This is a genomic window from Bradyrhizobium sp. LLZ17 (assembly GCF_041200145.1).
In the GTDB taxonomy this organism is placed as follows: Bacteria; Pseudomonadota; Alphaproteobacteria; order Rhizobiales; family Xanthobacteraceae; genus Bradyrhizobium.
This window is the reverse complement of sequence record NZ_CP165734.1, coordinates 1,509,147-1,530,221: the sequence shown is the minus strand read 5'-3', so window position 1 is coordinate 1,530,221 and position 21,075 is coordinate 1,509,147. Positions and strand designations below refer to the sequence as shown.

The window sequence follows — 21,075 nt, the reverse complement described above, 5'->3', positions numbered from 1 at the left end:
TGCGTTAGCCGACTACGACATCAGTGGCGAGAGCTCCCCGAAAGCGGTCAAATCGATCCGGTCGGGCGATCCTGCAACGGGATTTTCGATGCGACATCGGCTTTTCAGATTCCTGGTGGCACTTGCTGCCGTGGCAGGCCTCGGCAGCTTCGCAAGCGCCGCACATGCCGAAAAGCGCGTCGCGCTCGTCGTCGGTAACAACGACTACAAGAACGTCCCGAAGCTCCTGAAGGCCGTCAACGACGCCCGCACCATGGGCGACACGCTGAAGCAGCTCGGCTTCCAGGTGATGGTTGCCGAGAACCAGAACCGGCAGCAATTCTCCGAGACGTTGCTCGCCTTCGACCGGGCGATCGAGCCCGGCGACACCGCGTTCTTCTTCTACGCCGGCCACGGCTTCGAGATCGCGGGCCAGAACTACCTGCTGCCGACCGACGTGCCGGCGGCGGCGGAAGGCCAGGAAGAGCTGGTACGCGACGCCTCGGTTCTGGCCGACCGCATCGTCGAACGTCTCCAGAACAAGAAGGCGCGGACATCGATCCTGGTGTTCGACGCCTGCCGCAACAATCCGTTCGAGCGCAGCGGCACCCGCGCGGTCGCCGGCGGTGGCGGGCTCGCGCCGATGACGCAATTGCCCGAGGGCGTGTTCTCGGTGTTCTCGGCAGGTCCCCGCCAGACCGCGCTCGATCGTCTCTCCAATGACGATGCCAATCCCAATTCGGTGTTCACGCGCACCTTCGCCAGGGAATTGCTCCAGCCCGGCGAGAATCTGGTGCAGGTGGCGCAGCATACGCGCCGTCTGGTCAGCGAGATGGCCGACACCGTCAAGCACAAGCAGGTGCCGGTCTATTTCGACCAGATGGTCGACGACGTCTTTCTCAGCGGCATCGCCAAGGATGCCGCCGCCGCCGCGCGGCCGGCCGATCCGCCGCCGCAGCAGCTTGCGGCACTGCCGCCGGTCTCGGTGCCGCGCGTGCCGAAGGAGGAGACAACCAACGCGCCGATCGCGAGCTTCTCGCGCCACAATGGCGGTTGGAGCGTGACGTTCTCCTTTGCTGATCCGACGCTGGGAGTATCCTGGCGCATGGCCGGCAATGGCGATTTCCGCGAGACCGGCTTCATCGACACGCTCGATCCGCGCACGCGCAGGCGGATGCCGAATCCGTCGATCGAATTGCCGCCGGATGCGCAGGCCGGCACGATCGAGGTCCGCTATGTCGATCAATCCGGCGACTTGCAGGGACCGTTCCCGATCAAGTTCGACCCCGAAGCGGCGTTGATCCGGGATCAACGCAAGATCCTCGACATGACCGCTACGAGCTGGCTGTCATTCCGCGAGTTCAACGGGCTCTTGGTGTACTACACGCACCTGGTCTCCTACCGCTGCGCCATCCGCGAGGCGCGGATCGGGTTCGACACAGCCGTGCCCGACAAGGTGCTGAAGCTGCCGCCCTGCGATCTCCGGGATCCCACTGCGGTCTCGGCGGGCATGCTGCTTTACCAGAAGCTTCCGCCGACAACGCAATTCATGTCGATCGAATTGACCTATCGCGACGGCAGCGTGTCGGAGATCAAGACGTTTCGCACGGCGAACCGCAGCAACAATTGAACATGCCTTGGACGCCTGCCTGCGCTACAATCGGTCAACAAGGATCGATGCAGTCGTGAGGCCGGGTCATGGATGGAACCACGTCAGATCACCCCGCAACCCGCTCCATCAAAGTCCGCTGCTGCGTCGTCGGCGGCGGCCCTGCCGGCATGATGCTCGGCTATCTCCTGGGGCGTGCCGGTATCGACGTTGTGGTGCTGGAGAAGCACGCGGATTTTTTCCGCGACTTTCGCGGCGACACCGTGCATCCCTCGACGCTCCAGGTGATGGACGAGCTCGGCTTCATCGACGCGTTTCTCAAGCTGCCGCATCAGCAGCTGCAGAAGATGGAGGGCCTGTTTGGCGGCACGCATGTGCGGCTCGCCGACCTCAGCCGGCTGCGCACCAAATATCCTTTCATCGCCTTCATGCCGCAATGGGATTTTCTGAATTTCCTGCGCGAGGCCGGCCGCCGCTTCGCCTCGCTCAAGGTGATGATGAGCACGGAGGCGGTCGACCTGATCCGCCGCGGCGACACCATCACCGGCGTGCGCGCAAAGACGCCGGACGGCACGATCGACATCGAGGCCGATCTTACCGTCGCGTGCGACGGCCGGCATTCGCTGCTGCGCGAGCGCGCCGGCCTCGCGGTCGAGGAGATCGGCGCGCCGATGGACGTGCTGTGGTTCCGTGCGGGCCGAACGCCCGACCAGACCGAAAACCTGTTCGCGCGGGTCGAGCCCGGCAGGATGATGGTCACCTTCGACCGTGGTGATTATTGGCAATGCGCCTATGTCATCGCCAAGGGGCAATACGATGCGGTGAAGGCGAGGGGATTGCAGGCGCTGCTCGACGACATCGTGCGCATGGCGCCGGTCCTCAAGGGCGGAATTGCCGACGTGAAAAGCTTTGACGACGTCAAGCTGCTCACCGTTGCCATCAACCGCCTGACGCGCTGGACGCGGCCGGGCCTGCTCTGCATCGGCGATGCCGCGCATGCGATGTCGCCGGTCGGCGGCGTCGGCGTCAATCTCGCCGTGCAGGATGCGGTTGCGACGGCAAACCTGCTGGCTGCGCGACTGACGCGGGGCTGTCCATCCGATGACGAACTCGATGCCGTGCGGCGCCGCCGCGAGTTTCCGGTGAAGATGACGCAGCGAATGCAGGTGATCGTGCAGAACAATATCATCAGCGGCGCGCTGCGAGGCGGCGACCGGCCGCTGAAGGTGCCGCTGCTCTTGCGCCTCATCAGCGCGCTGCCGTGGCTTCAGGGCATCACGGCGCGCTTCATTGCGCTCGGCGTGCGGCCGGAGCACGTGCATTCGAAAGCGGCGCCGGGCGGTGTCGCGGAAATTCGTCAAGGATAACGCCGCGTTAAAGCGCACGCGGCGCGTTGCGCGCGTGCAACAGCGCGGGCGGATTCAAAGCCGGTTATACGCCGATCCGGCGCCTTAACTCTCTTGATTCAAATTTGAGTAAGAACTGCGTGTGAGCGTGCATCCATCAAAGGACACGGGGTGTACCATGCGTAACAAGTTGATTGCCGCCTTCGCCTGCGCGACCGCTCTGGTTTCGGCGGGCGCTGCTTCTGCCGCTGATCTCGGCGCGCGGCCGTACACCAAGGCACCGGCCTATATCGAGCCGCTGTTCAACTGGACCGGCTTCTATGTCGGCGGCCACATCGGCGGCGCCTGGACCAACGAGCAATTCATCAACAACGGGGTCGGCGCGCCGTTCGGCGATCTGACGTCGGGGCAGGGCTATCGTCAGCGCGGGACGGGCCTCATGGGCGGCGCCCAGATCGGCTACAACTGGCAGGCCAACAACTATGTGTTCGGCATGGAAGGCACGATCTCGGGCCTCGACAACAAGGGCACGGTCGTGAACACAGCATTTGCTCCGGGCGGCAACGTCTTTGATTGGCGCGCGAACGTGCTTGCGACCGTCGTCGGCCGCGCCGGCTTCGCCGTGCAGAACAATCTGTTTTACATCAAGGGCGGCTATGCCGGCGTGAACAACCGTCTCAACGTGACAGATACGGTCGGTGCGGCCACGGGTTCGGGCGGTCAGACCCACTGGGCCAACGGCTGGACCGTCGGCGCGGGCTGGGAATACGGCGTCACCCGCAACTGGATCGTCGGCCTCGAATACAACTACGCCGCCTTCGGCAGCCAGACCTATCAGCTTGGCGGGACCTCGGGTAACTACACCTTCGACGCCAAGCCGCGCGACATCCAGTGGGCCGTCGTGCGCGCGAGCTACAAGTTCGACGCGCCGGTCATCGCGCGCTACTGAGCACATCGACGAACGATCGATCAGCCAACAAGAAAATCATCACCACCAATTCAAAAGCCCCGGCTTCGTCCGGGGCTTCTTTTTTGTGCGGGGCTGGCTCATGCCATCACCGAGAACCCGCCATCGACGGGGATTGCGGTGCCCGTGACGAAGGCCGATGCGGGCGAGGCGAGGAACACCGCGATGCCGGCAAAGTCGTCGATGTCGCCCCAGCGCCCCGCAGGCGTGCGTGCCAGAACCCGCTCGTGCAATCCCGAGACCTGCTGCCGCGCGCCGCGCGTCAGCTCAGTGTCGATCCAACCCGGCAGGATGGCATTGACCTGGATGTTGTCCGGCGCCCACGCATTGGCGCAGGCGCGCGTATACTGCACGATGCCGCCCTTGCTCGCCGCATAAGCCGTCGCGAAGCTCGCGCCGAAGATCGACATCATCGAGCCGATATTGATCACCTTGCCGTTGCCGGACGCCTTGAGCGCGGGGTAGGCGGCCTTCGAGCACAGAAAGGCGCTGGTGAGATTGGTTGCGATGACCTTGTTCCATTCGTCGAGCTCGAGCTCGTGCGGCGGCTTGCGGATGCTCATGCCGGCGTTGTTGACGAGGATGTCGATGCGGCCGAGATCCCGGACCACGCGCTCGACCATGGTGGCGACGGCCGCCTTGTCGGTCACGTCCGTGGTGACGGCAATCGCCCTCACGCCGCGCTGTTTGAGATCGGCAATTGCAGTGGTCGATTTGGCTTCGTTGCGGCCGACCACGGCGATGTCGGCACCGGCGTCGGCAAGCCCGTGGGCCAGGCCAAGCCCGATGCCGCCATTGCCTCCCGTGACGATCGCGACCTTGCCGCGGAGATCGAACCGACTGGATGTCATGCTTTATTCCCTGGTTTCTTCTATGGATTGCTCTGCCAGATCAGCACCAGCCCCAGACCGGCCATGGCAGCGCCATACCCCGCCCATTGCAGCTGGTTGACCATGAAGCTCGATCGCGGCCACGGAACGGTGCCCGTGCCCTGTCCGATCCAGAGCAGCCCGACGGCGAGGGCAAACAGGCCTGCGATCAGCAGAAATCTGCGCATGCATTCCCTCCATGGATCCGCTTCTGTCATGGCCGCTGCGTCAATGATGTCCGCGGGCATGAAGCTTGGGCTGCACAGTAGCCGGCTTTGCTTCGGATACAATGGGTCACGAGCGCAACGAGCGCGCTGCCTGGAACAGCGCAAATGTGGGGAAAGGCTCTCAGCTCGATCCAAGTAAACTCAGCTCACCTCGTAACGAAAAAGCCCCGGACGGCGCCGGGGCTTTGACATTCGATGTTGAGCTTCGATCAGTATTTCGCGACCACCGGGCCTGCATTGAAGCGATAGACCAGAGACGTGCTGACGGTCTGCACCCAAGGCTTGAAGGTGACCGACAGGCCGGTCGGCGTGCCGCCAAAGGCAGGCGTGAGTGTCATGGGCAGTGACGCGCGATCATAGTAAGCGCTGCGGTATTCGGTCTTCATGAACCAGCCGGGGGCAGCGATGCCAAAGATGTCTAGGCTGTTCTCGACGCCGCCGCCGACGAACCAGCCATCGCGATGGAAGGATGGCGTTGTGTAAAACGCGACGCCGGGCAGACGGAGGGAACTGAGAGTGTTGCCGGACCATTCGGAGCCCGTGTAGCCCGCATTGACATAGGACAAGACGTTGGGCGCGGCGAGATATCCGAGCCGCAGGCCGGCTGCGTAGCTGGTGCGAAGCTTTTCCGTCCCCTCCGAATTGGCCATGAACGTTTCGTTGAGCGAACCGTGAATATCCCCGAATTGTCCGTCAGCGAAAGCACCGGCAACCCAATTGCTGCTGAATTGCCAGTCGTATCCGAGACCAACGGTTCCGAACCAGCCGCTGCCTCCCTGGCGTTGGTCGCGCGTGAAGGGCGTAATGGGACCGCCTAGGATCGCGTTGGTCTCGACGTTGCTCTCCGCGCTCCAAAGCCCGTCGCCGGCGCCGCCGAAGACGTAGACGCCGGTCCAGCTTGGTCCTGCGGCAGGCGCGGGAGACTTGGTGTAGAGGCGCGGAGAGGCATCCGCAGTCGCGGGCATGCCCTTGTCGTTGAACCGGTAGACCAGCGAAGTGCTGATGGTCTGTACCCAAGGCTTGAAAGTGATGGCGGTGCCAAGCGACGAGCCGGCAGGGCCACATACAGTCGCCGCCTCGCCGGCGGCCGTGCAGGTCTCGGCCAAGGTGGTGCGGTCGTAGAACGCGGACCGATATTCGGTCTTCATGAACCAGCCTGGCGCGCTGATGCCGAACAAGCTGAGATTGTTCTCGACGCCACCGCCAACGAAGAAGCCATTGCGACGGAAAGACGAAGTGGTGGCGAGCGCCGCAGTCGACGTGCCAGGGAACGCGGAAAGCGTGGACAGGCTGGCGCCGGACCATTCGGAGCCCGTATAGCCGGCGTTCACGTAGGACAGCACGTTCGGAGCGACCAGGTAGCCGAGCCTTGCGCCTGCGGCGTAGCTCGTGCGGAGCTTTTCGCGTCCCTCCATGCCGAAAAATGAGTCCGACATGGAGCCGCTGATGTCGCCGAACTGTCCGTCCGCGAAGACGCCGGCAACCCAGCGGTTGGCGAACTGGAAATCGTAGCCGGCGCCGACCGTGCCGAACCAGCCCCTGCCGCCCAGCCGCTGGTCGCGCGTGAACGGCGCGCCAGGCGGTCCGAAGAAGCCGATTGTTCCGTCGCTGACGAGATTGCTGTCGGCGCTCCACAGACCGCTGCCGCCGCCGCCGAAGACGTAGAAGCCGGTCCAGCTCGCGACCGCAGCCGGAGCAGGGGCTTTGACATACGGTCTGGGCGCGAGATCGGCGGCGGATGCCGAGCCGCCGATCAGGGCGATTGCCGTCGTCGTGAGCAGCAGCTTCTTCATTGTCATGGTTCCAGCAATCCGAGCCAACGCGCCAGCCATCAGTCTCGCGCGATTCCAAAGTTCCATGGAACTTCTAGCCGATTGTTGGCCGAAGAGCTGTTGCGAGAATGGTACAGGGCTTGAGCGGTCGGACGGGCCAGTACGACGTGCGCGGATTATTCCGTCAGCCTGTTGCCAAACAAAAAAGCCCCGGACGATGCCGGGGCTTTGATGTCTCAGATCGAGATCAGATCAGTACTTCGCGACGACCGGGCCGGTCCAGTTGAAGCGGTAAACCAGCGAGGTCGAGATCGTCTGGTTCCAGGAGTTGGCACGGATGCTGTCGATACCTGTCGGCAGGTTGGTCGCGTCGGACAGTTCGTCCCGGGTCTTCGCGCCGTAGAAGGCCGAACGGTATTCGGTTTTCATGAACCAGCCCGGCGCAGTGATGCCGAAGATGTTCAGGTTGTTCTCGACACCGCCGCCGACGAACCAGCCGTTGCGATTGTAGCCGGCGAGATGGACACCAGCGGGAGTGCCAGCCAGGTTGGTGAAGCTGGTGCTGCCGAAGTGAGCGCCCGAGTAACCGCCGTTGACGTAGGAAAGGACGTTCGGAGCGACCAGCCAGCCGAGGCGCACGCCGGCGGCCCAGGAATCTTCCAGCTTCTGGCTGCCCGTGAGGCCGAGCAGAGGATCCTGAACGGTTGAGCGGATGCTGCCGAACTGGCCGTCAGCGAACACGCCGGCGACCCAGGTGCCGCTGAACTGCCAGTCGTAGCCGAGACCGACGGTGCCGAACCAGCCCGAGCCACCCTGACGCTGCGTGATCGTCAGCGGCGTGCCGGTCGGGGTCGCGAGGATGCTCTGGTCAGAGGCCGAAATGCCGCCGCCAGCGCCACCGAAGATGTAGAAGCCGGTCCAGTTGGCAACCGGAGCCGCCATCGGAGCCTTCACATAGGGGCGCGCCGCGAGATCAGCCGCCGAGGCCGAACCGGTCATCGCCGCCGCCGCGGTCAGAGCCAGCAAAATCTTCTTCATGATAAATCCCCAACCTAGGTCTGTGGTGCAGGCGCGAGCGCACTGAAGTCCGAGTGATCTGATGCCCCGACTATAGACGTTTCTCTCCGAAATGCTGTTGCAGGGCAGGCACAGTCGCCGGAAAACGCCGGCCGGACGGCGGTTTGGAGGACGATTGACTGGGTCGAGAAAATGACACGGAATCATAGTGTTGCGTGCTTCTTCGGAGTTCTGCTGCGGGTAAGTTTTTGTTAGCAAATGCGCCTCTGTCCGAAACGGAGGCAGTCCTGCTTTGGCCTTGGCGCCTGTGAGTCGTTGGCCGAGTCGCGGGTCGTGCTGGACGGCGGCCTGCCTGAATCAGCCGGAAAGAGCCGCACTGCCAATGAAAAAGCCCCGGCGTTGAGCCGGGGCTTTTTCGCGGAAAACCGCTGCTTCAGACGTCGAGCAAATCGTCGTTGGCGAATTCGGCCTTGTCCGAGATGAACGCGAATCGCGCTTCCGCCTTGGTGCCCATCAGCCGCTCCACCGAATCGGCCGTGGTGTCGCGGTCATCCGCGAGCAGCACCACCTTCAGCATGGTCCGCTTGGCCGGATCCATCGTGGTCTCCTTGAGCTGCGCCGGCATCATCTCGCCGAGGCCTTTGAAGCGGTTCACCTCGACCTTGGCATTGGCGTTGAACTCGCTCTTGATCAGTGCCTCCTTGTGCGCGTCGTCACGGGCGTAGATCGACTTGGTGCCGACTGTCAGCTTGTAAAGCGGCGGCACCGCAAGGAAGAGATGCCCTTCGTCGATCAGCCGCGGCATCTGCCGGTAGAAGAAGGTGATCAAGAGCGAAGCGATGGGGCGCCGTCGACGTCGGCGTCGGTCATGATGATGATGCGCTGATAGCGCAGATCCTCTTCGCGATACTGCGCCAGCATGCCGCAGCCGATCGCCTGCACGAGGTCGGCGAGCTGGGTGTTTGCCGTCAGCTTGTCCTTGCCGGCGGAGGCGACGTTGAGAATCTTGCCGCGCAGCGGCAGCACGGCCTGGGTCTTGCGGTCGCGCGCCTGCTTGGCGCTGCCGCCGGCCGAGTCACCCTCGACGATGAAGAGTTCTGAGCCCTCCAGGCCTGCATCGCTGCAGTCGGCGAGCTTGCCGGGCAGGCGCAGCTTCTTGCCGGCGGTTTTGCGCGCGGTCTCCTTCTCCTGGCGGCGGCGCAGCCGCTCCTCGGCGCGATCGATCACGAAATCGAGCAGCCTGTTGGCCTGGTTCGGATTGCCGGAGAGCCAGTGGTCGAACGGATCCTTCATCGCTTGTTCGACGATGCGCTGCGCTTCGGCCGTGGCAAGGCGATCCTTGGTCTGGCCCTGGAATTCGGGCTCGCGCACGAACACCGAGAGCATCACGGCCGCGCCGACCATCACGTCTTCCGAGGTGATGGAGGCCGCGCGCTTGCCCTGGCCGACGCGCTCGGCATGATCCTTCAGGCCGCGCAACAGCGCGCTGCGCAGGCCGGACTCGTGCGTGCCGCCGTCGGGCGTCGGCACGGTGTTGGTGTAGGACGACAGGAAGCCATCGGCATCCGCGGTCCACGCCACCGCCCATTCGCAGGCGCCATGCGCGCCGTTGCGCCCGGATTTGCCTGAGAAGATGTCGGCATGCACCAGCGTGTCGGCATGGATCGCAGCGGCCAGATAATCCTTCAAGCCACCGGGGAAGTGGAACGTCGCTTCCGCCGGCACGTCCTCGACGCCCTTCAACAGCTCGGGCGCACAATTCCAGCGGATCTCGACGCCGCCGAACAGATACGCCTTCGAGCGCGTCATCTTGAACAGGCGCTGCGGCTTGAACGCGGCCTTGGCACCGAAAATGTCGGTGTCGGGCTTGAAGCGCACGCGCGTGCCGCGGCGGTTGTTGATCTTGCCGAGATCCTCGAGCTTGCCCTTCGGGTGCCCGCGCTCGAACGTCATGCGGTAGAGTTTCTGGCTGCGCGCGACCTCGACCTCCAGCAAGGAGGAGAGGGCGTTCACCACCGAGATGCCGACGCCGTGCAAGCCACCCGAAGTCTCGTACACCTTGGAGTCGAACTTGCCGCCCGAGTGCAGCGTGCACATGATGACTTCGAGCGCCGACTTCTTCGGAAACTTCGGATGCGGATCGACCGGAATGCCGCGGCCGTTGTCGGTGACGGTCAGGAAACCGTCGGCGCTGAGCTCGACGCCGATGAAGGTCGCATGCCCGGCCAGCGCTTCGTCCATCGAGTTGTCGATGACTTCGGCAAAGAGGTGATGCAGCGCTTTTTCGTCGGTGCCGCCGATATACATGCCGGGCCGGCGCCGCACCGGCTCCAGGCCTTCGAGCACCTCGATGTCGGCCGCCGTGTAGTCGGCTTCGGCACCGCCGGCCCGCGAGGCCGCCTTGGCGGCGGCGCGAGGCTTCGGCTCATCGCCGCCGAAAAAATCGTCTTTTGCCTTGGGCTTCAATTGTTTGGACATGTATCTTGATGCAGTTTGAGGGCCGCCTGAGCGGCAGATCGGTTGCGCCGACTATGCCACGGCTGGCCGAGAAAGGTCACCGCGGGACGGCCGGGCGGTGGCGTTGGGAGCCAATCCCGGCGATTTTACGCCGCTGGCTGCCCAAGTCCCGGCAATTTGACGCGCCGGTCCGGTCCAGATCGGGCTTTGTGACTTGATGTCACACAAGTGCTTGGCTTACCAGTCCTTTTCATCGAGCAGGCCTCAAGGCGGGGCGGGAAGGCGATCAGGAATGGAGCAGTATGCGCACGCACTGGCCGACTTCGTGCGCCTTCACCAGGCTTGGGCGGCTCCGATCGTGTTCCTGCTGGCCTTCGGCGAGTCGCTCGCCTTCATTTCGCTGCTGATCCCGGCCTGGGGCGCGCTGGTCGCGATCGGTGCCCTGATCGGGGCGAGCGGCATCAGCTTCTACCCGGTCTGGATCGCCGGCGGCATTGGCGCCGCTCTCGGGGACTGGGTCTCCTATTGGTTCGGCTACCGCTACAAGGAGCAGGTCGCACAGATGTGGCCGCTCTCGCGCTATCCGGAACTGCTGCCCAAGGGCGAGGCCTTCGTGAAAAGCTGGGGCGTGCCCAGCATCTTCATCGGCCGCTTCTTCGGCCCCTTGCGCGCCTCCGTGCCGCTCGCCGCCGGCATTTTCGAGATGCCCTATTGGAGCTTCCAGACCGCCAATTTCATTTCGGCCCTGGTCTGGTCGGCGGCGCTGCTGCTGTTCGGCGACGTGATCGCAACGATCATGGAATGGATCTGGCGGGTGGTGTGAAGCTTGACGGGAACCGCGCTTGGCCCTATAGCCCCGCGCCATGATCAACGCCGCGACCATCCTGTTCGCCCGTCGCCGCCGCCGCGCTTTAGCGGTTTGGGCGGTCGATCGCGTTTGAGATCATCGTCTTTGCCGCTGGATCCGATCCGCGGCATTCTCTCTCCTGTCAGCGCGATCTGATCCGGCGGCCCCCAACGAGGCCCAGCAGGAGACCAATATGTACACGCCCCCTTGTTCAAGCAGGACCGCGCCGCGAGCCTGAAATTCGCCGAGGCGCGCGGCTTCGGCATGATGTGCGCCTTCGACGGCAAGAAGCCGATCGCGTCGGCGCTGCCGTTCTATCTGACCTACGCCGATGACGGCACGCCGCACGCCGCCTTTCATGCCGCGCGTCACAATCCGCTGCTAAAGCTTGCGGACGGCGCGACCTCCTGGCTGCTCGCGGTCAACGGTCCCGATGCCTATGTCTCGCCCGATTGGTACGTCTCGCCCGATCAGGTGCCGACCTGGCTCTATCAGTCGGTGCATCTGAGCGGGCCGGTGCGGCTGCTAGCGGACGACGAGCTGTCGGTGCAGGTCGATGTCCTCAGCGAGAAGTTCGAGAGCCGGTTGCTGCCGAAGAAGCCGTGGACGTCGGGCAAGATGACCGCGGGCCGGCTGGAGGCGATGAAGAAGGCGATCGTGGGTCTGGTGATGACGGTTGAAGAGGTCGAAGGCAGCTTCAAGCTCAACCAGCACAAATCCGACGCGGATTACACCGCGATCGCCGATGCTCTCGGTGCGCAGCCTTCCGCCGACGCCAGGGAGATCGCGCAACTGATGCAGGACGTGAAGCCGCAAGCTTTCGCGGCTGCCAACAAGCTCCAAGGAAGCGTGCCATGAATCTTTCTGAAACCAGCCTTTCTGACACCAGCCTCGTCGACACGAAGGAAGGCTCGAAAACGGGCCCTGCGAAAAAGCCCGCATCCGTCTTCGTCGACGGCGGCTCCGGCACCACCGGGCTCGGCATCAACGAGCGGCTGAAGCTCCAGAGCGATGTCGTGGTCAAGACGATTGCCGACGACAAGCGCAAGGACCCCGCGGCCAAGAAGGCGCTGATGCAGGAGGTGGATCTCGTCATCCTGTGCCTGCCGGACGATGCGGCCCGCGAAGCGGTCGCGCTGATCGACAGCATGGGCGCGTCGGGGCCGAAGGTGCTGGACGCCTCCACCGCGTACCGGGTCGCGTCTGATTGGGCCTACGGCTTTCCGGAGCTGACGGCAGACCAGGCCGGCAGGATCAAGGCCGCGAAGAAGGTCTCCAATCCCGGCTGCTATCCGACCGGCGCGATCGCGCTGCTGCGGCCGATCGTCGACGCGGGTCTGTTGCCGCCCGATTATCCCGTCACCGTCAACGCGGTGAGCGGCTATTCCGGCGGCGGCAAGTCGATGATCGCGAGCTATGAAGAGGGCCGCGCGCCGGCCTTCGAGCTTTACGGCCTCGGCTTCGAGCACAAGCATCTGCCGGAGATGCAGCTCTATTCGAACCTGACGCGGCGGCCGATCTTCATCCCGTCGGTCGGCAACTACCGGCAGGGCATGCTGGTCTCGGTCCCGCTCCAGCTCGACACACTGCCGGGAAAGCCCAGCGGTGCAGATCTCCAGGCCGCATTGGCCAAGCGCTATGCCGGCTCAAAATACGTCTCGGTGATGCCGCTTCAGAACGAAGCGACCAAGGGCGGCAAGCTCGAGCCGGAGGCGCTCAACGAAACCAACATGCTCGAGCTCTATGTCTTCGCCAGCGACAAACATCACCAGGCGGTGCTGGTCGCGCGGCTCGACAATCTCGGCAAGGGCGCCTCGGGCGCAGCCGTTCAGAATATGCGGCTGATGCTGGGCCTTGACGCCTGAAAGGAACGCGTGATGAGCTCGAAGAAGATCGGCACTCTCGGCGCCTCCGGTTACACCGGGGCCGATGCGGTGCGCCTGCTGGCGCGGCATCCGAACGCCGAGATCATCGCGCTCACCGCCAACACCCACGCCGGCAAGTCGATGGGCGACGTGTTTCCGCATTTCTTCATGCTGAACCTGCCGAAACTCGTGGAATGGGAAAAGGTCGACTGGAGCAAGCTCGATGCGGTGTTCTGCGGGCTGCCGCACGGCACCACGCAGGAAATCATTGCCGCGGTCCTCAAGGCAAATCCGGAGATCAAGGTCCTCGACATGTCCGCCGACTTCAGGCTGCGGGACAAGAACACCTACGCGCAATGGTACGGCCATGAGCACCGGGCGCTCGAACTGCAGGGCGAAGCGGTCTATGGCCTGACCGAATTCTATCGCGAGAAGATCGCGTCGGCGCGGCTGGTCGCCTGTCCCGGCTGCTATCCCACGGCGGCGCTGCTCGCGCTGGTGCCGCTTGCGAAAGCCAAATTGATCGACATCGACGACATCGTCATCGACGCCAAATCAGGCGTCACCGGCGCCGGCCGCGGGCTGAAACAGAACACGTTGTTCAGCGAGGCGGGCGAGGGGCTGTCGCCCTATTCGGTCGGCACCCACCGGCACGCGCCGGAGATCGAGCAGGAGATCGGCGTCGCCGCCGGTTCCGCGGTGACGATCAACTTCACGCCGCATCTTATTCCAATGGCGCGCGGCGAACTCTGCACGTCCTATGTCAGGCTCAACGGCGCGACGCCGGACGATTTGCGGGCCGCACTCGAGAAAGCCTACGCGAACGAGCCCTTCGTGCATGTGGCCAGGAAGGGCGTGCTGCCGCAGACCCAGAACGTGCGCGGCTCCAACTATGTGCAGGTCGGCGTCATCGCCGACCGGATCAAGAATCGGGCGATCGTGATTTCCACCCTCGACAATCTGGTGAAGGGCTCGGCCGGTCAGGCAATCCAGAACATGAACCTGATGTTCGGGCTGCCCGAGACCGCTGGACTGGAGCAGATCGCGCTGTTTCCCTGATCGCTAGAACACCTTGAAAATCGCCAGCGCCAGCACAGCCTGCGCCAGGAAGCCCACCGTGAAGGCGACCGTCCGGAACACCGGGATCCCGAGGGCATAGACGATCAGATGCGCGACGCGAGCCCAGAAGTAGACGACGCATGCCAGCACCGTCCATTTCGTCGAATAATCGATCGCGTTCAGGATCAGCACCAGCGGCGCGAACAGGACCAGGTTCTCGACCGCGTTGTCATGCGCGAACATCAGGCGGTTCGCCCACTCCGCCTGCGGCTTGTCGCCGCGCGAGGGATTGGCCATCGCGCCACCGAGACCGCGCACCTGGCAGCGATTGATGGTGTAGGGAATCCAGAGAATCCCGGTCAGGATCACCGTCATTGTCAGCCAGAACAATTCGCGCGTCATAATCCGGTCCCCTCTGTCGTCTCATGTCTGAATCGAGAGCGAGCTTATACAAGCGCGCAAGCTTGCGCCATGCGCAAGCAATCGTCCGCTACGCGCGCACCCTGACATAGCTGCCGGGCGCGTCCTCGATCGGAGGCAGCGCCTCGCTGCCGACCTTGCGCGCCGGGACTTCCTCCGGATCGAGCCCGCCCAGCCATTCGCGCCAGTCCGGCCACCACGAGCCCTTGTGCTCGACGGCACCCTTCATCCACTCGGCTACGGTGACGTTCTTGACGTTGTCGTTGGTCCAGTACTGGTATTTGTTCGACGCCGGCGGATTGACCACGCCGGCGATGTGGCCCGAGCCGGACAGCACATATTTCACCGGGCCGCCGAAGAACTGCGAGCCGTAAAGCACCGACTCGGCCGGCGCGATGTGGTCCTCGCGGGTGGCGAGATTGTAAACGGGCACCTTGACCTTGGAGAGGTCGAGCAGGGTGTTGTCGAGCACCATGGTGCCCGTGGACAGCCGGTTCTCCAGATAGCAGTTGCGCAAATAATAGGAATGGTTCGACGCGGTCATGCGGGTCGCATCCGAATTCCAGTGCAACAGGTCGAACGCGCTCGGCTGCTGGCCTTTCAGATAGTTGCTGACGACATAGGACCAGATCAGATCGTTGGAGCGCAGCATGTTGAAGGCCATCGCCATCTTGGAGCCTTCGAGCACGCCGGATGCCTTCATGTCCTGCTCGAGCGCTGTGATCTGATCCTCGTCGACGAAGACGAGGAGATCGCCGGCATGGGTGAAGTCGACCTGCGCTGCAAAGAACGTCGCCGAGGTCACCCGCTGGCGGCGCTTCTCGGCGAGCCAGGCCAGCGTGGTCGCGAGCATCGTGCCGCCGACGCAATAGCCGGCCGTGTGCACCTTCAACTCGCCGGTCGCGCGCTCGATGACGTCCATCGCCGTCAGAACGCCTTCCTTCATGTAGTCTTCCCAGGTCTTGGCTCCGAGCCGCTTGTCGGGATTGACCCACGAGATCACGAACACGGTGATGCCCTGGTCGACGCACCACTTGATGTAGGATTTCTCCGGCTTGAGATCGAGGATGTAGAACTTGTTGATCCAGGGCGGCACGATGAGGAGGGGCGTGCGCAGCACCTTCTCCGTCGTCGGCGCGTACTGGATCAGCTGCATCATCTCGTTCTGGTAGATCACCTTGCCCGGCGTGGTCGCCATGTTGACGCCGACGACGAGGTTGTCCGGATTGGACTGGCGGATCTTCAGCATGCCCTTGCCGGCGGCGATGTCCTCGGCCAGCATGGTCAGACCGCGCGCGAGATTTTCGCCGCTGCTTGCGACGGTTGCGCGCAGCACCTCGGGATTGGTCAGCACGAAGTTCGACGGCGACAGCGCGTTGGCGACCTGCTGGACGTAGAACTCCGCCTTGCGGCGGGTCTGCGGATCAAGCTCGGCGTCGCGCACCAGCTCCTGCGCCCATCTGGTCGTGAGCAGATAGAGCTGCATCATGAAATCGAAGAACTGGTTCGATTTCCATTCCGGATCGGCAAAGCGCTTGTCGCGCGGCGACGGCGCAATCGCGGGCTGCGCATCCTGGCCGGCCATGCGCCGCGCCGCAGAGCCCCAGAGGTCGAGATAGTCCTTGGCAAGCTTGGTCTGGACCTCGGAGGCGCGCGAGGAGTCCGACAGCCAGTATTCGGCGACCGACGTGAAGGCTTTGACCACTTCGGCGAGCTCCGCCGACGGTCGGTCCTGCACCTCGCCGCTTTCGCGCGGCTTCAGGTAGGCGGCAAGCGCCTTGCCGCCGCCTTCCATCGCGCGCGCGACATTCATCGCGAAGGCGTTTGCATCGAACTTCGTCTCGGATCCGGGCGTGTCGGTCGTGGCTGTACTCATGGGCAGAACAGTAACGATTCATTCCGTATTCGTCACCGCGAAGCTCGCCGGTTTCGCGTCAAACAGACGCGAAGATGTGCTGCACTGCGACAAGGCTTCTTGCTTTTGTCACAATCGACGTGCACCTCTCGTGTTGTGGGCCTTGGATGAATTCTCGCTCGTACCATTTGTGGGCAGCAATGGTTTGAGCTTGGGCAGGTTGTTGGTTAAGCTACCGGCAGCCTTGCGTTGGGACGAAGTGGGGATTTCCCAAGTGTTGGCGTTGTGGGACCTGCAAAAGACCCGGCTCGCGTGCGGCGCGCTGCTGATCGCGGCGCTTGCGCTGGGCGGCTGCTCGAGCCAGCTCGCCGACTACTCGCCCGCCGATGCGCAGGCGCATGCGAAGGATCCGAGCGGCTATCTTCCGGTGCACGACCTGCCGCCTGATCGCGACCAGGCGATCATCCCACCCGACCAGCGCGCCAAGATCGAGGCGGAGCTTGCCGCCGCGCGTGACCGCCAGGCCGTCGCCGCCAAGGACGCCAAGTAAGTACGCTAAGTAGAGAACGGCGTGGCGGAGCAAGGTAATCGCTGGCGCCCCCGCCACTCCGTGCTAAAAAGACCCCAGTTCAGCCGAGAGTCAGAGCAAGGGACTTCAATCCCCGTCGCTGAGAAACGCTCGAAGTATTTGATTTTGAGCGATTTTCACGAATGGGTCGAGGCCTCCCCCATGGTCTGTCATGACCGTTCGATTCTGCCCTGACCGGTTGCCCGGAGCCCAAGTAGCGATGTCTGGACCCATGGAAGAATTTTACCGCATCCGCCGCCTTCCGCCTTACGTGTTCGAGCAGGTCAACCGGGCCAAGGCGGCCGCGCGCAATGCCGGCGCTGACATCATCGATCTCGGCATGGGCAATCCGGACCTGCCGGCGCCGCCGCATGTGCTGGAGAAGCTCAAGGAGACGCTCGGCAAGCCGCGCACCGACCGCTACTCGGCCTCGCGGGGCATCCCCGGCCTGCGCCGGGCCCAGGCCGGGTATTACGCCCGCCGCTTCGGGGTGAAGCTCAACCCCGACACCCAGATCGTGGCGACGCTCGGCTCCAAGGAGGGCTTTGCCAACGTGGCCCAGGCGATCACTGCGCCGGGTGACGTCATCCTGTGCCCGAACCCGAGCTACCCGATTCACGCCTTCGGCTTTTTGATGGCGGGCGGCGTGATCCGCTCGGTGCCCTCGGAGCCGACGCCGCAATTCTTCGAGGCGGTCGAGCGGGCCATCGTGCATTCGATCCCGAAGCCGCTCGCGCTCGTGGTCTGCTATCCCTCGAACCCCACCGCCTATGTCGCGAGCCTCGACTTCTACAAGGACCTGGTCGCCTTCGCGAAGAAGCACGAGATCCTGATTTTGTCCGATCTCGCTTATGCCGAGGTCTATTTCGACGAGGGCAATCCGCCGCCCTCGGTGCTGCAGGTGCCCGGCGCGATCGACGTCGCCGTCGAATTCACCTCGATGTCGAAGACGTATTCGATGGCCGGCTGGCGCATGGGCTTTGCCGTCGGCAATGAGCGCGTCATCGCCGCGCTCGGACGGGTCAAATCCTATCTCGATTACGGTGCGTTCACGCCGATCCAGGTCGCGGCGACCGCCGCACTGAACGGCCCTGACGATTGCATCAAGGAGATGCGCGATACCTACCGGAAGCGCCGCGACGCGCTGGTGGAGTCGTTCGGCCGCGCCGGCTGGGAGATCCCGCCGCCGGATGCCTCGATGTTCGCCTGGGCACCGCTGCCGGAGGCGTTCCGCAGCGTCGGCAGCATGCAGTTCGCGACACTGATGGTGGAGAAATCCGGCGTCGTGCTCTCGCCCGGCGTGGGCTTCGGCGAGCATGGTGAAGGATATGTCCGCATCGCCATGGTGGAAAACGAGCAGCGGATCAGGCAGGCCGCGCGCGGCGTGCGCCGCTTCCTTGAAAGCGGCATCGAAACGTTGCACAACGTCGTTCCGCTCGCCACCCGGCGTTAATTCTCTTCGACAGGTTTTCCAAAGCACATGGTCGCACCCCTGAAACTGGGCATAGCGGGGCTCGGCACCGTGGGCGCCGAAGTCGTCCGTCTGATCGAAACGCAAGCCCGCGTGCTCGCAGGCCGCAGCGGCCGCGGCATTCGCGTCGTCGCCGTCACCGCGCGCTCGAAGGCGAAGAAGCGCAGCGTCGATCTGCGCGGCGTCGAATGGGTCAAGGATCCGCTCGCACTTGCAACCCATCCCGGCATCGACTGCTTCGTCGAACTGATGGGCGGCGCCGGCGATCCCGCGCTCGCGGCCGTCGAAGCTGCGCTCAACGCCGGCAAGTCCGTCGTCACCGCCAACAAGGCGTTGCTCGCCAAGCACGGCCTGAAGCTCGCCAAGGCGGCCGAAAAGCATGGCGGTGCGCTGAATTTCGAGGCAGCCGTTGGTGCTGCGATCCCCGTCATCAAGACGTTGCGCGAAGGCCTTGCGGGAACCGGCATCAGCCGCGTCTACGGCATCCTCAACGGCACCTGCAATTACATCCTGACGCGGATGGAGCAGGAAGGCCTGTCGTTTGCCGAATGCCTCAAGGACGCGCAGCGGCTCGGCTATGCCGAGGCCAATCCGTCCTTCGACGTCGACGGCCACGACACCGCGCAAAAGCTCGCGATTCTCGCCAGCCTCGCTTTCGGCACGAAAGTTGCTCAAAGCGCGGTCTATGTCGAAGGCATCTCCTCCATCGCGCCGGAAGATCTGCGCGCCGCCGCCGATCTCGGCTATCGCGTCAAGCTGCTCGGCGTTGCGGTTCGCACCGCAACTGGCATCGAGCAGCGCGTGCATCCAACCATGGTTCCAAAATCCTCGTCGATCGCGCAGGTGATGGGTGTCACCAATGCGGTCACGATCGATGGCGAGGGCATTCCGCCGATCACGCTGGTTGGCCCCGGCGCGGGGGAGCAGCGACCGCGTCCGCCGTGGTGGCCGACATCGCCGACGTTGCGCGCGGCATCCGCGCCAATCCGTTCGGCCGGCCGATCGCGCAGCTGCGCGACACCAGGAAGGCGCCGATGGAGCGCCACGAGGGCGGCTACTACATCCGCCTCCTGGCGCGCGATTTCCCCGGCACGGCGGCCGCGATCGCGACCCGGCTCGCCGAGCAGAAGATTTCGATCGAGTCGATCGTGCAGCGTCATCCCAATGGCGGGGTCACGCCGGCAAATGGCAAGGCGGTGCCCGTGCCCGTCATTCTGATCACTTACGCGACGCATGAAGATGCCGTGCGCCGCGCACTCGCAGCGGTGCAGAAGGATAAGGTGATCAGCGGACGGCCGCAGGTCATCAGGATCGAGAAGAACTAGCGCATCGACAGCACGGTTCGAACGAACCGCGATGTTGCGAATTGATGCGGCGAACGTCCGCCGAAAGCAGTTGAAGGAGTTAGCCAGATGTCGACCCATATTTCAGTGCCGCCGCAAGCCTTGCTCGAGCGCATTCTCACGCTGGAGATCGTGCGGGTGACGGAGCGGGCGGCGGTGTCGTCGGCGCGGCTGCGCGGGCACGGCAACGAGAAGGCGGCGGACCAGGCCGCGGTGGACGCGATGCGCCGCGAGCTCAACAAGCTGCCGATCGAAGGCACCATCGTGATCGGCGAGGGCGAGCGCGACGAGGCGCCGATGTTGTTCATCGGCGAGAAGGTCGGCATGAACGCCGGCCCGCAGGTCGACATCGCGGTCGACCCGCTCGAAGGCACCACGCTGTGCGCCAAGAACATGCCGGGCTCGATCGCCACCATGGCGATGGCGGACGGCGGCACGCTGCTGCACGCGCCCGACGTCTACATGCAGAAGCTCGCGATCGGTCCCGGCTACGCCAAGGGCGTCGTCGAGCTCGACGCCACGCCGGCCGAGAACGTCCGCCGTCTCGCCAAGGCCAAGGGCGTCCAGCCCGACGGCATCACCGTGCTCGTGCTCGACCGTCCGCGTCACGCCAGCATCATCGAGAGCGTGCGGTCGACCGGCGCGGCCGTGCGCCTCATCACCGATGGCGACGTCGCCGGCGTCATCCACTGCGCGGATCCTGATAATACCGGCGTCGACATGTATCTCGGCACCGGCGGCGCGCCGGAAGGCGTGCTTGCGGCCGTGGCGCTGCGCTGCATCGGCGGCCAGATGCAGTGCCGCCTGATCCTCGATTCCGAAGAGAAGCGCGAGCGCGCCGCCAAGATGGGCGTCAACGATCCCAAGATGATCTACGGCATCGAGGACATGGCGCGCGGCGACTGCCTGTTCGCGGCCACCGGCGTCACCACCGGCTCGCTGCTCTCAGGCGTGAAATTCCGCAAGGACGGCGTGATCGAGACCGAGACGGTGGTGATGCGCTCCGTCACCGGCACGGTGCGCTACATCAAGGCCGAGCACCGCGAGCTCGCGAAGTTTCATTTGGACTAAGGATGCGAGGAGCGCGCATAACGTTCGGCGAATTCAGCCGGACGTTCGCCGCGGATTGACCAGCCTGCGTCGAAGTTGGGTTATGGCCTGTGAGGCGGTGCTGGCAAAAACATGAAGGCATCGCGCAAGGTCAGCGCTAGCTTCAGAGCCGACTGCAGCAGGTCGACTTCTTTGGCAAAAGGCAGAAGAAGCAGCTTCGCCGATTTGACATCCCCGGTCGCGAGCGCGCGCCGAGCGTTTGCGTCGGCCTCAAAATAGGCATCGCTGGCCAGCATGTTGGACAACGCGCCCGATATGCCGGCATCGTAGCTCTCCAACCGGACTTCCGAAACG

The 21,075-nt window shown here is 64.1% G+C and carries 16 protein-coding genes and 3 pseudogenes; 11 read left to right on the top strand and 8 right to left on the bottom strand.

Annotation, left to right across the window (positions count from 1 at the left end; genetic code table 11):
- The first annotated feature begins 88 nt into the window (after window positions 1-88).
- From AB8Z38_RS07680 to AB8Z38_RS07670, 3 genes are all read left to right on the top strand, one after another.
- The gene (locus AB8Z38_RS07680; RefSeq protein WP_369723970.1) at window positions 89-1,609 is read left to right on the top strand and encodes a caspase domain-containing protein; all 1,521 of its coding nucleotides are present in this window, start codon (window positions 89-91) and stop codon (window positions 1,607-1,609) included.
- 68 nt (window positions 1,610-1,677) lie between these two features.
- On the top strand, window positions 1,678-2,955 hold the full coding sequence (locus AB8Z38_RS07675; protein WP_369723969.1) for an FAD-dependent oxidoreductase: 1,278 nt from the start codon (window positions 1,678-1,680) through the stop codon (window positions 2,953-2,955).
- Between the two features lie 157 nt (window positions 2,956-3,112).
- Window positions 3,113-3,883, top strand: coding sequence for an outer membrane protein (locus tag AB8Z38_RS07670; protein WP_369723967.1), 771 nt, complete (start codon window positions 3,113-3,115; stop codon window positions 3,881-3,883).
- 98 nt (window positions 3,884-3,981) lie between these two features.
- Here AB8Z38_RS07670 and AB8Z38_RS07665 read toward each other — a convergent pair whose 3' ends face one another.
- From AB8Z38_RS07665 to parE, 5 genes and pseudogenes are all read right to left on the bottom strand, one after another.
- A complete protein-coding gene (locus tag AB8Z38_RS07665; protein WP_369723965.1) occupies window positions 3,982-4,752 on the bottom strand; it encodes an SDR family NAD(P)-dependent oxidoreductase in 771 nt (256 codons plus the stop codon).
- Between the two features lie 20 nt (window positions 4,753-4,772).
- A complete protein-coding gene (locus tag AB8Z38_RS07660) occupies window positions 4,773-4,958 on the bottom strand; it encodes a hypothetical protein (protein ID WP_369723963.1) in 186 nt (61 codons plus the stop codon).
- Window positions 4,959-5,206: 248 nt separating this feature from the next.
- A complete protein-coding gene (locus AB8Z38_RS07655; protein WP_369723960.1) occupies window positions 5,207-6,796 on the bottom strand; it encodes an outer membrane protein in 1,590 nt (529 codons plus the stop codon).
- Window positions 6,797-7,021: 225 nt separating this feature from the next.
- A complete protein-coding gene (locus tag AB8Z38_RS07650; RefSeq protein WP_369723958.1) occupies window positions 7,022-7,807 on the bottom strand; it encodes an outer membrane protein in 786 nt (261 codons plus the stop codon).
- 412 nt (window positions 7,808-8,219) lie between these two features.
- Window positions 8,220-10,264 (bottom strand): annotated as a pseudogene (gene parE / locus AB8Z38_RS07645) (DNA topoisomerase IV subunit B).
- Between the two features lie 271 nt (window positions 10,265-10,535).
- Between parE and AB8Z38_RS07640 the strand changes: the two are divergent.
- From AB8Z38_RS07640 to argC (AB8Z38_RS07625), 4 genes and pseudogenes are all read left to right on the top strand, one after another.
- Window positions 10,536-11,066: a DedA family protein gene (locus AB8Z38_RS07640; protein WP_369723956.1), complete on the top strand. Its 531-nt coding sequence runs from the start codon at window positions 10,536-10,538 to the stop codon at window positions 11,064-11,066.
- Between the two features lie 217 nt (window positions 11,067-11,283).
- Window positions 11,284-11,948, top strand: a pseudogene (locus tag AB8Z38_RS07635) (FMN-binding negative transcriptional regulator).
- Window positions 11,945-12,955, top strand: a complete 1,011-nt coding sequence (gene argC, locus AB8Z38_RS07630; protein ID WP_369723955.1) for an N-acetyl-gamma-glutamyl-phosphate reductase — start codon at window positions 11,945-11,947, stop codon at window positions 12,953-12,955. The pseudogene AB8Z38_RS07635 and the gene argC (AB8Z38_RS07630) overlap by 4 nt, the downstream one beginning before the upstream one ends.
- Before the next feature lie 12 nt (window positions 12,956-12,967).
- Window positions 12,968-14,014 carry an N-acetyl-gamma-glutamyl-phosphate reductase gene (gene argC, locus AB8Z38_RS07625; protein WP_369723953.1) on the top strand — a complete coding sequence of 349 codons (1,047 nt, stop codon included), beginning with the start codon at window positions 12,968-12,970 and terminating at the stop codon, window positions 14,012-14,014.
- Window positions 14,015-14,017: 3 nt separating this feature from the next.
- Here the strand turns inward: argC (AB8Z38_RS07625) and AB8Z38_RS07620 are convergent, their stop codons facing one another.
- Together AB8Z38_RS07620 and AB8Z38_RS07615 are read right to left on the bottom strand one after the other, a co-directional pair.
- Window positions 14,018-14,416: an MAPEG family protein gene (locus AB8Z38_RS07620; protein ID WP_369723951.1), complete on the bottom strand. Its 399-nt coding sequence runs from the start codon at window positions 14,414-14,416 to the stop codon at window positions 14,018-14,020.
- A gap of 88 nt (window positions 14,417-14,504) precedes the next feature.
- Window positions 14,505-16,310 carry a PHA/PHB synthase family protein gene (locus AB8Z38_RS07615; RefSeq protein WP_369723949.1) on the bottom strand — a complete coding sequence of 602 codons (1,806 nt, stop codon included), beginning with the start codon at window positions 16,308-16,310 and terminating at the stop codon, window positions 14,505-14,507.
- Between the two features lie 253 nt (window positions 16,311-16,563).
- On the opposite strand from AB8Z38_RS07615, the gene AB8Z38_RS07610 reads away from it, so the two are divergent.
- The 4 genes and pseudogenes from AB8Z38_RS07610 to glpX all read left to right on the top strand — a co-directional run bounded on the left by AB8Z38_RS07610 (window position 16,564) and on the right by glpX (window position 20,742).
- The gene (locus tag AB8Z38_RS07610; RefSeq protein ID WP_369726764.1) at window positions 16,564-16,839 is read left to right on the top strand and encodes a hypothetical protein; all 276 of its coding nucleotides are present in this window, start codon (window positions 16,564-16,566) and stop codon (window positions 16,837-16,839) included.
- Between the two features lie 250 nt (window positions 16,840-17,089).
- A complete protein-coding gene (locus tag AB8Z38_RS07605) occupies window positions 17,090-18,310 on the top strand; it encodes an LL-diaminopimelate aminotransferase (RefSeq protein ID WP_369723946.1) in 1,221 nt (406 codons plus the stop codon).
- Window positions 18,311-18,337: 27 nt separating this feature from the next.
- Window positions 18,338-19,653 (top strand): annotated as a pseudogene (locus tag AB8Z38_RS07600) (homoserine dehydrogenase).
- A gap of 87 nt (window positions 19,654-19,740) precedes the next feature.
- A complete protein-coding gene (gene glpX / locus AB8Z38_RS07595; RefSeq protein WP_369723944.1) occupies window positions 19,741-20,742 on the top strand; it encodes a class II fructose-bisphosphatase in 1,002 nt (333 codons plus the stop codon).
- An 80-nt stretch (window positions 20,743-20,822) separates the two neighbouring features.
- On the opposite strand, the gene AB8Z38_RS07590 is transcribed toward glpX, so the two are convergent.
- Window positions 20,823-21,059 (bottom strand): hypothetical protein, encoded by a 237-nt coding sequence (locus AB8Z38_RS07590; RefSeq protein WP_369723942.1) that lies wholly within the window; start codon window positions 21,057-21,059, stop codon window positions 20,823-20,825.
- Window positions 21,060-21,075: the final 16 nt, after the last annotated feature.

Coding starts and splice junctions, on each gene's coding strand:
- AB8Z38_RS07620 (WP_369723951.1), bottom strand. CDS start 14,416: ATGACGCGCGAATTGTTCTGGCTGACAATGACGGTGATCCTGACCGGG.
- AB8Z38_RS07675 (WP_369723969.1), top strand. CDS start 1,678: ATGGATGGAACCACGTCAGATCACCCCGCAACCCGCTCCATCAAAGTC.
- AB8Z38_RS07670 (WP_369723967.1), top strand. CDS start 3,113: ATGCGTAACAAGTTGATTGCCGCCTTCGCCTGCGCGACCGCTCTGGTT.
- AB8Z38_RS07640 (WP_369723956.1), top strand. CDS start 10,536: ATGGAGCAGTATGCGCACGCACTGGCCGACTTCGTGCGCCTTCACCAG.
- AB8Z38_RS07655 (WP_369723960.1), bottom strand. CDS start 6,796: ATGACAATGAAGAAGCTGCTGCTCACGACGACGGCAATCGCCCTGATC.
- AB8Z38_RS07660 (WP_369723963.1), bottom strand. CDS start 4,958: ATGCGCAGATTTCTGCTGATCGCAGGCCTGTTTGCCCTCGCCGTCGGG.
- glpX (WP_369723944.1), top strand. CDS start 19,741: ATGTCGACCCATATTTCAGTGCCGCCGCAAGCCTTGCTCGAGCGCATT.
- AB8Z38_RS07650 (WP_369723958.1), bottom strand. CDS start 7,807: ATGAAGAAGATTTTGCTGGCTCTGACCGCGGCGGCGGCGATGACCGGT.
- argC (WP_369723953.1), top strand. CDS start 12,968: ATGAGCTCGAAGAAGATCGGCACTCTCGGCGCCTCCGGTTACACCGGG.
- AB8Z38_RS07615 (WP_369723949.1), bottom strand. CDS start 16,310: ATGAGTACAGCCACGACCGACACGCCCGGATCCGAGACGAAGTTCGAT.
- argC (WP_369723955.1), top strand. CDS start 11,945: ATGAATCTTTCTGAAACCAGCCTTTCTGACACCAGCCTCGTCGACACG.
- AB8Z38_RS07605 (WP_369723946.1), top strand. CDS start 17,090: ATGGAAGAATTTTACCGCATCCGCCGCCTTCCGCCTTACGTGTTCGAG.
- AB8Z38_RS07665 (WP_369723965.1), bottom strand. CDS start 4,752: ATGACATCCAGTCGGTTCGATCTCCGCGGCAAGGTCGCGATCGTCACG.
- AB8Z38_RS07680 (WP_369723970.1), top strand. CDS start 89: ATGCGACATCGGCTTTTCAGATTCCTGGTGGCACTTGCTGCCGTGGCA.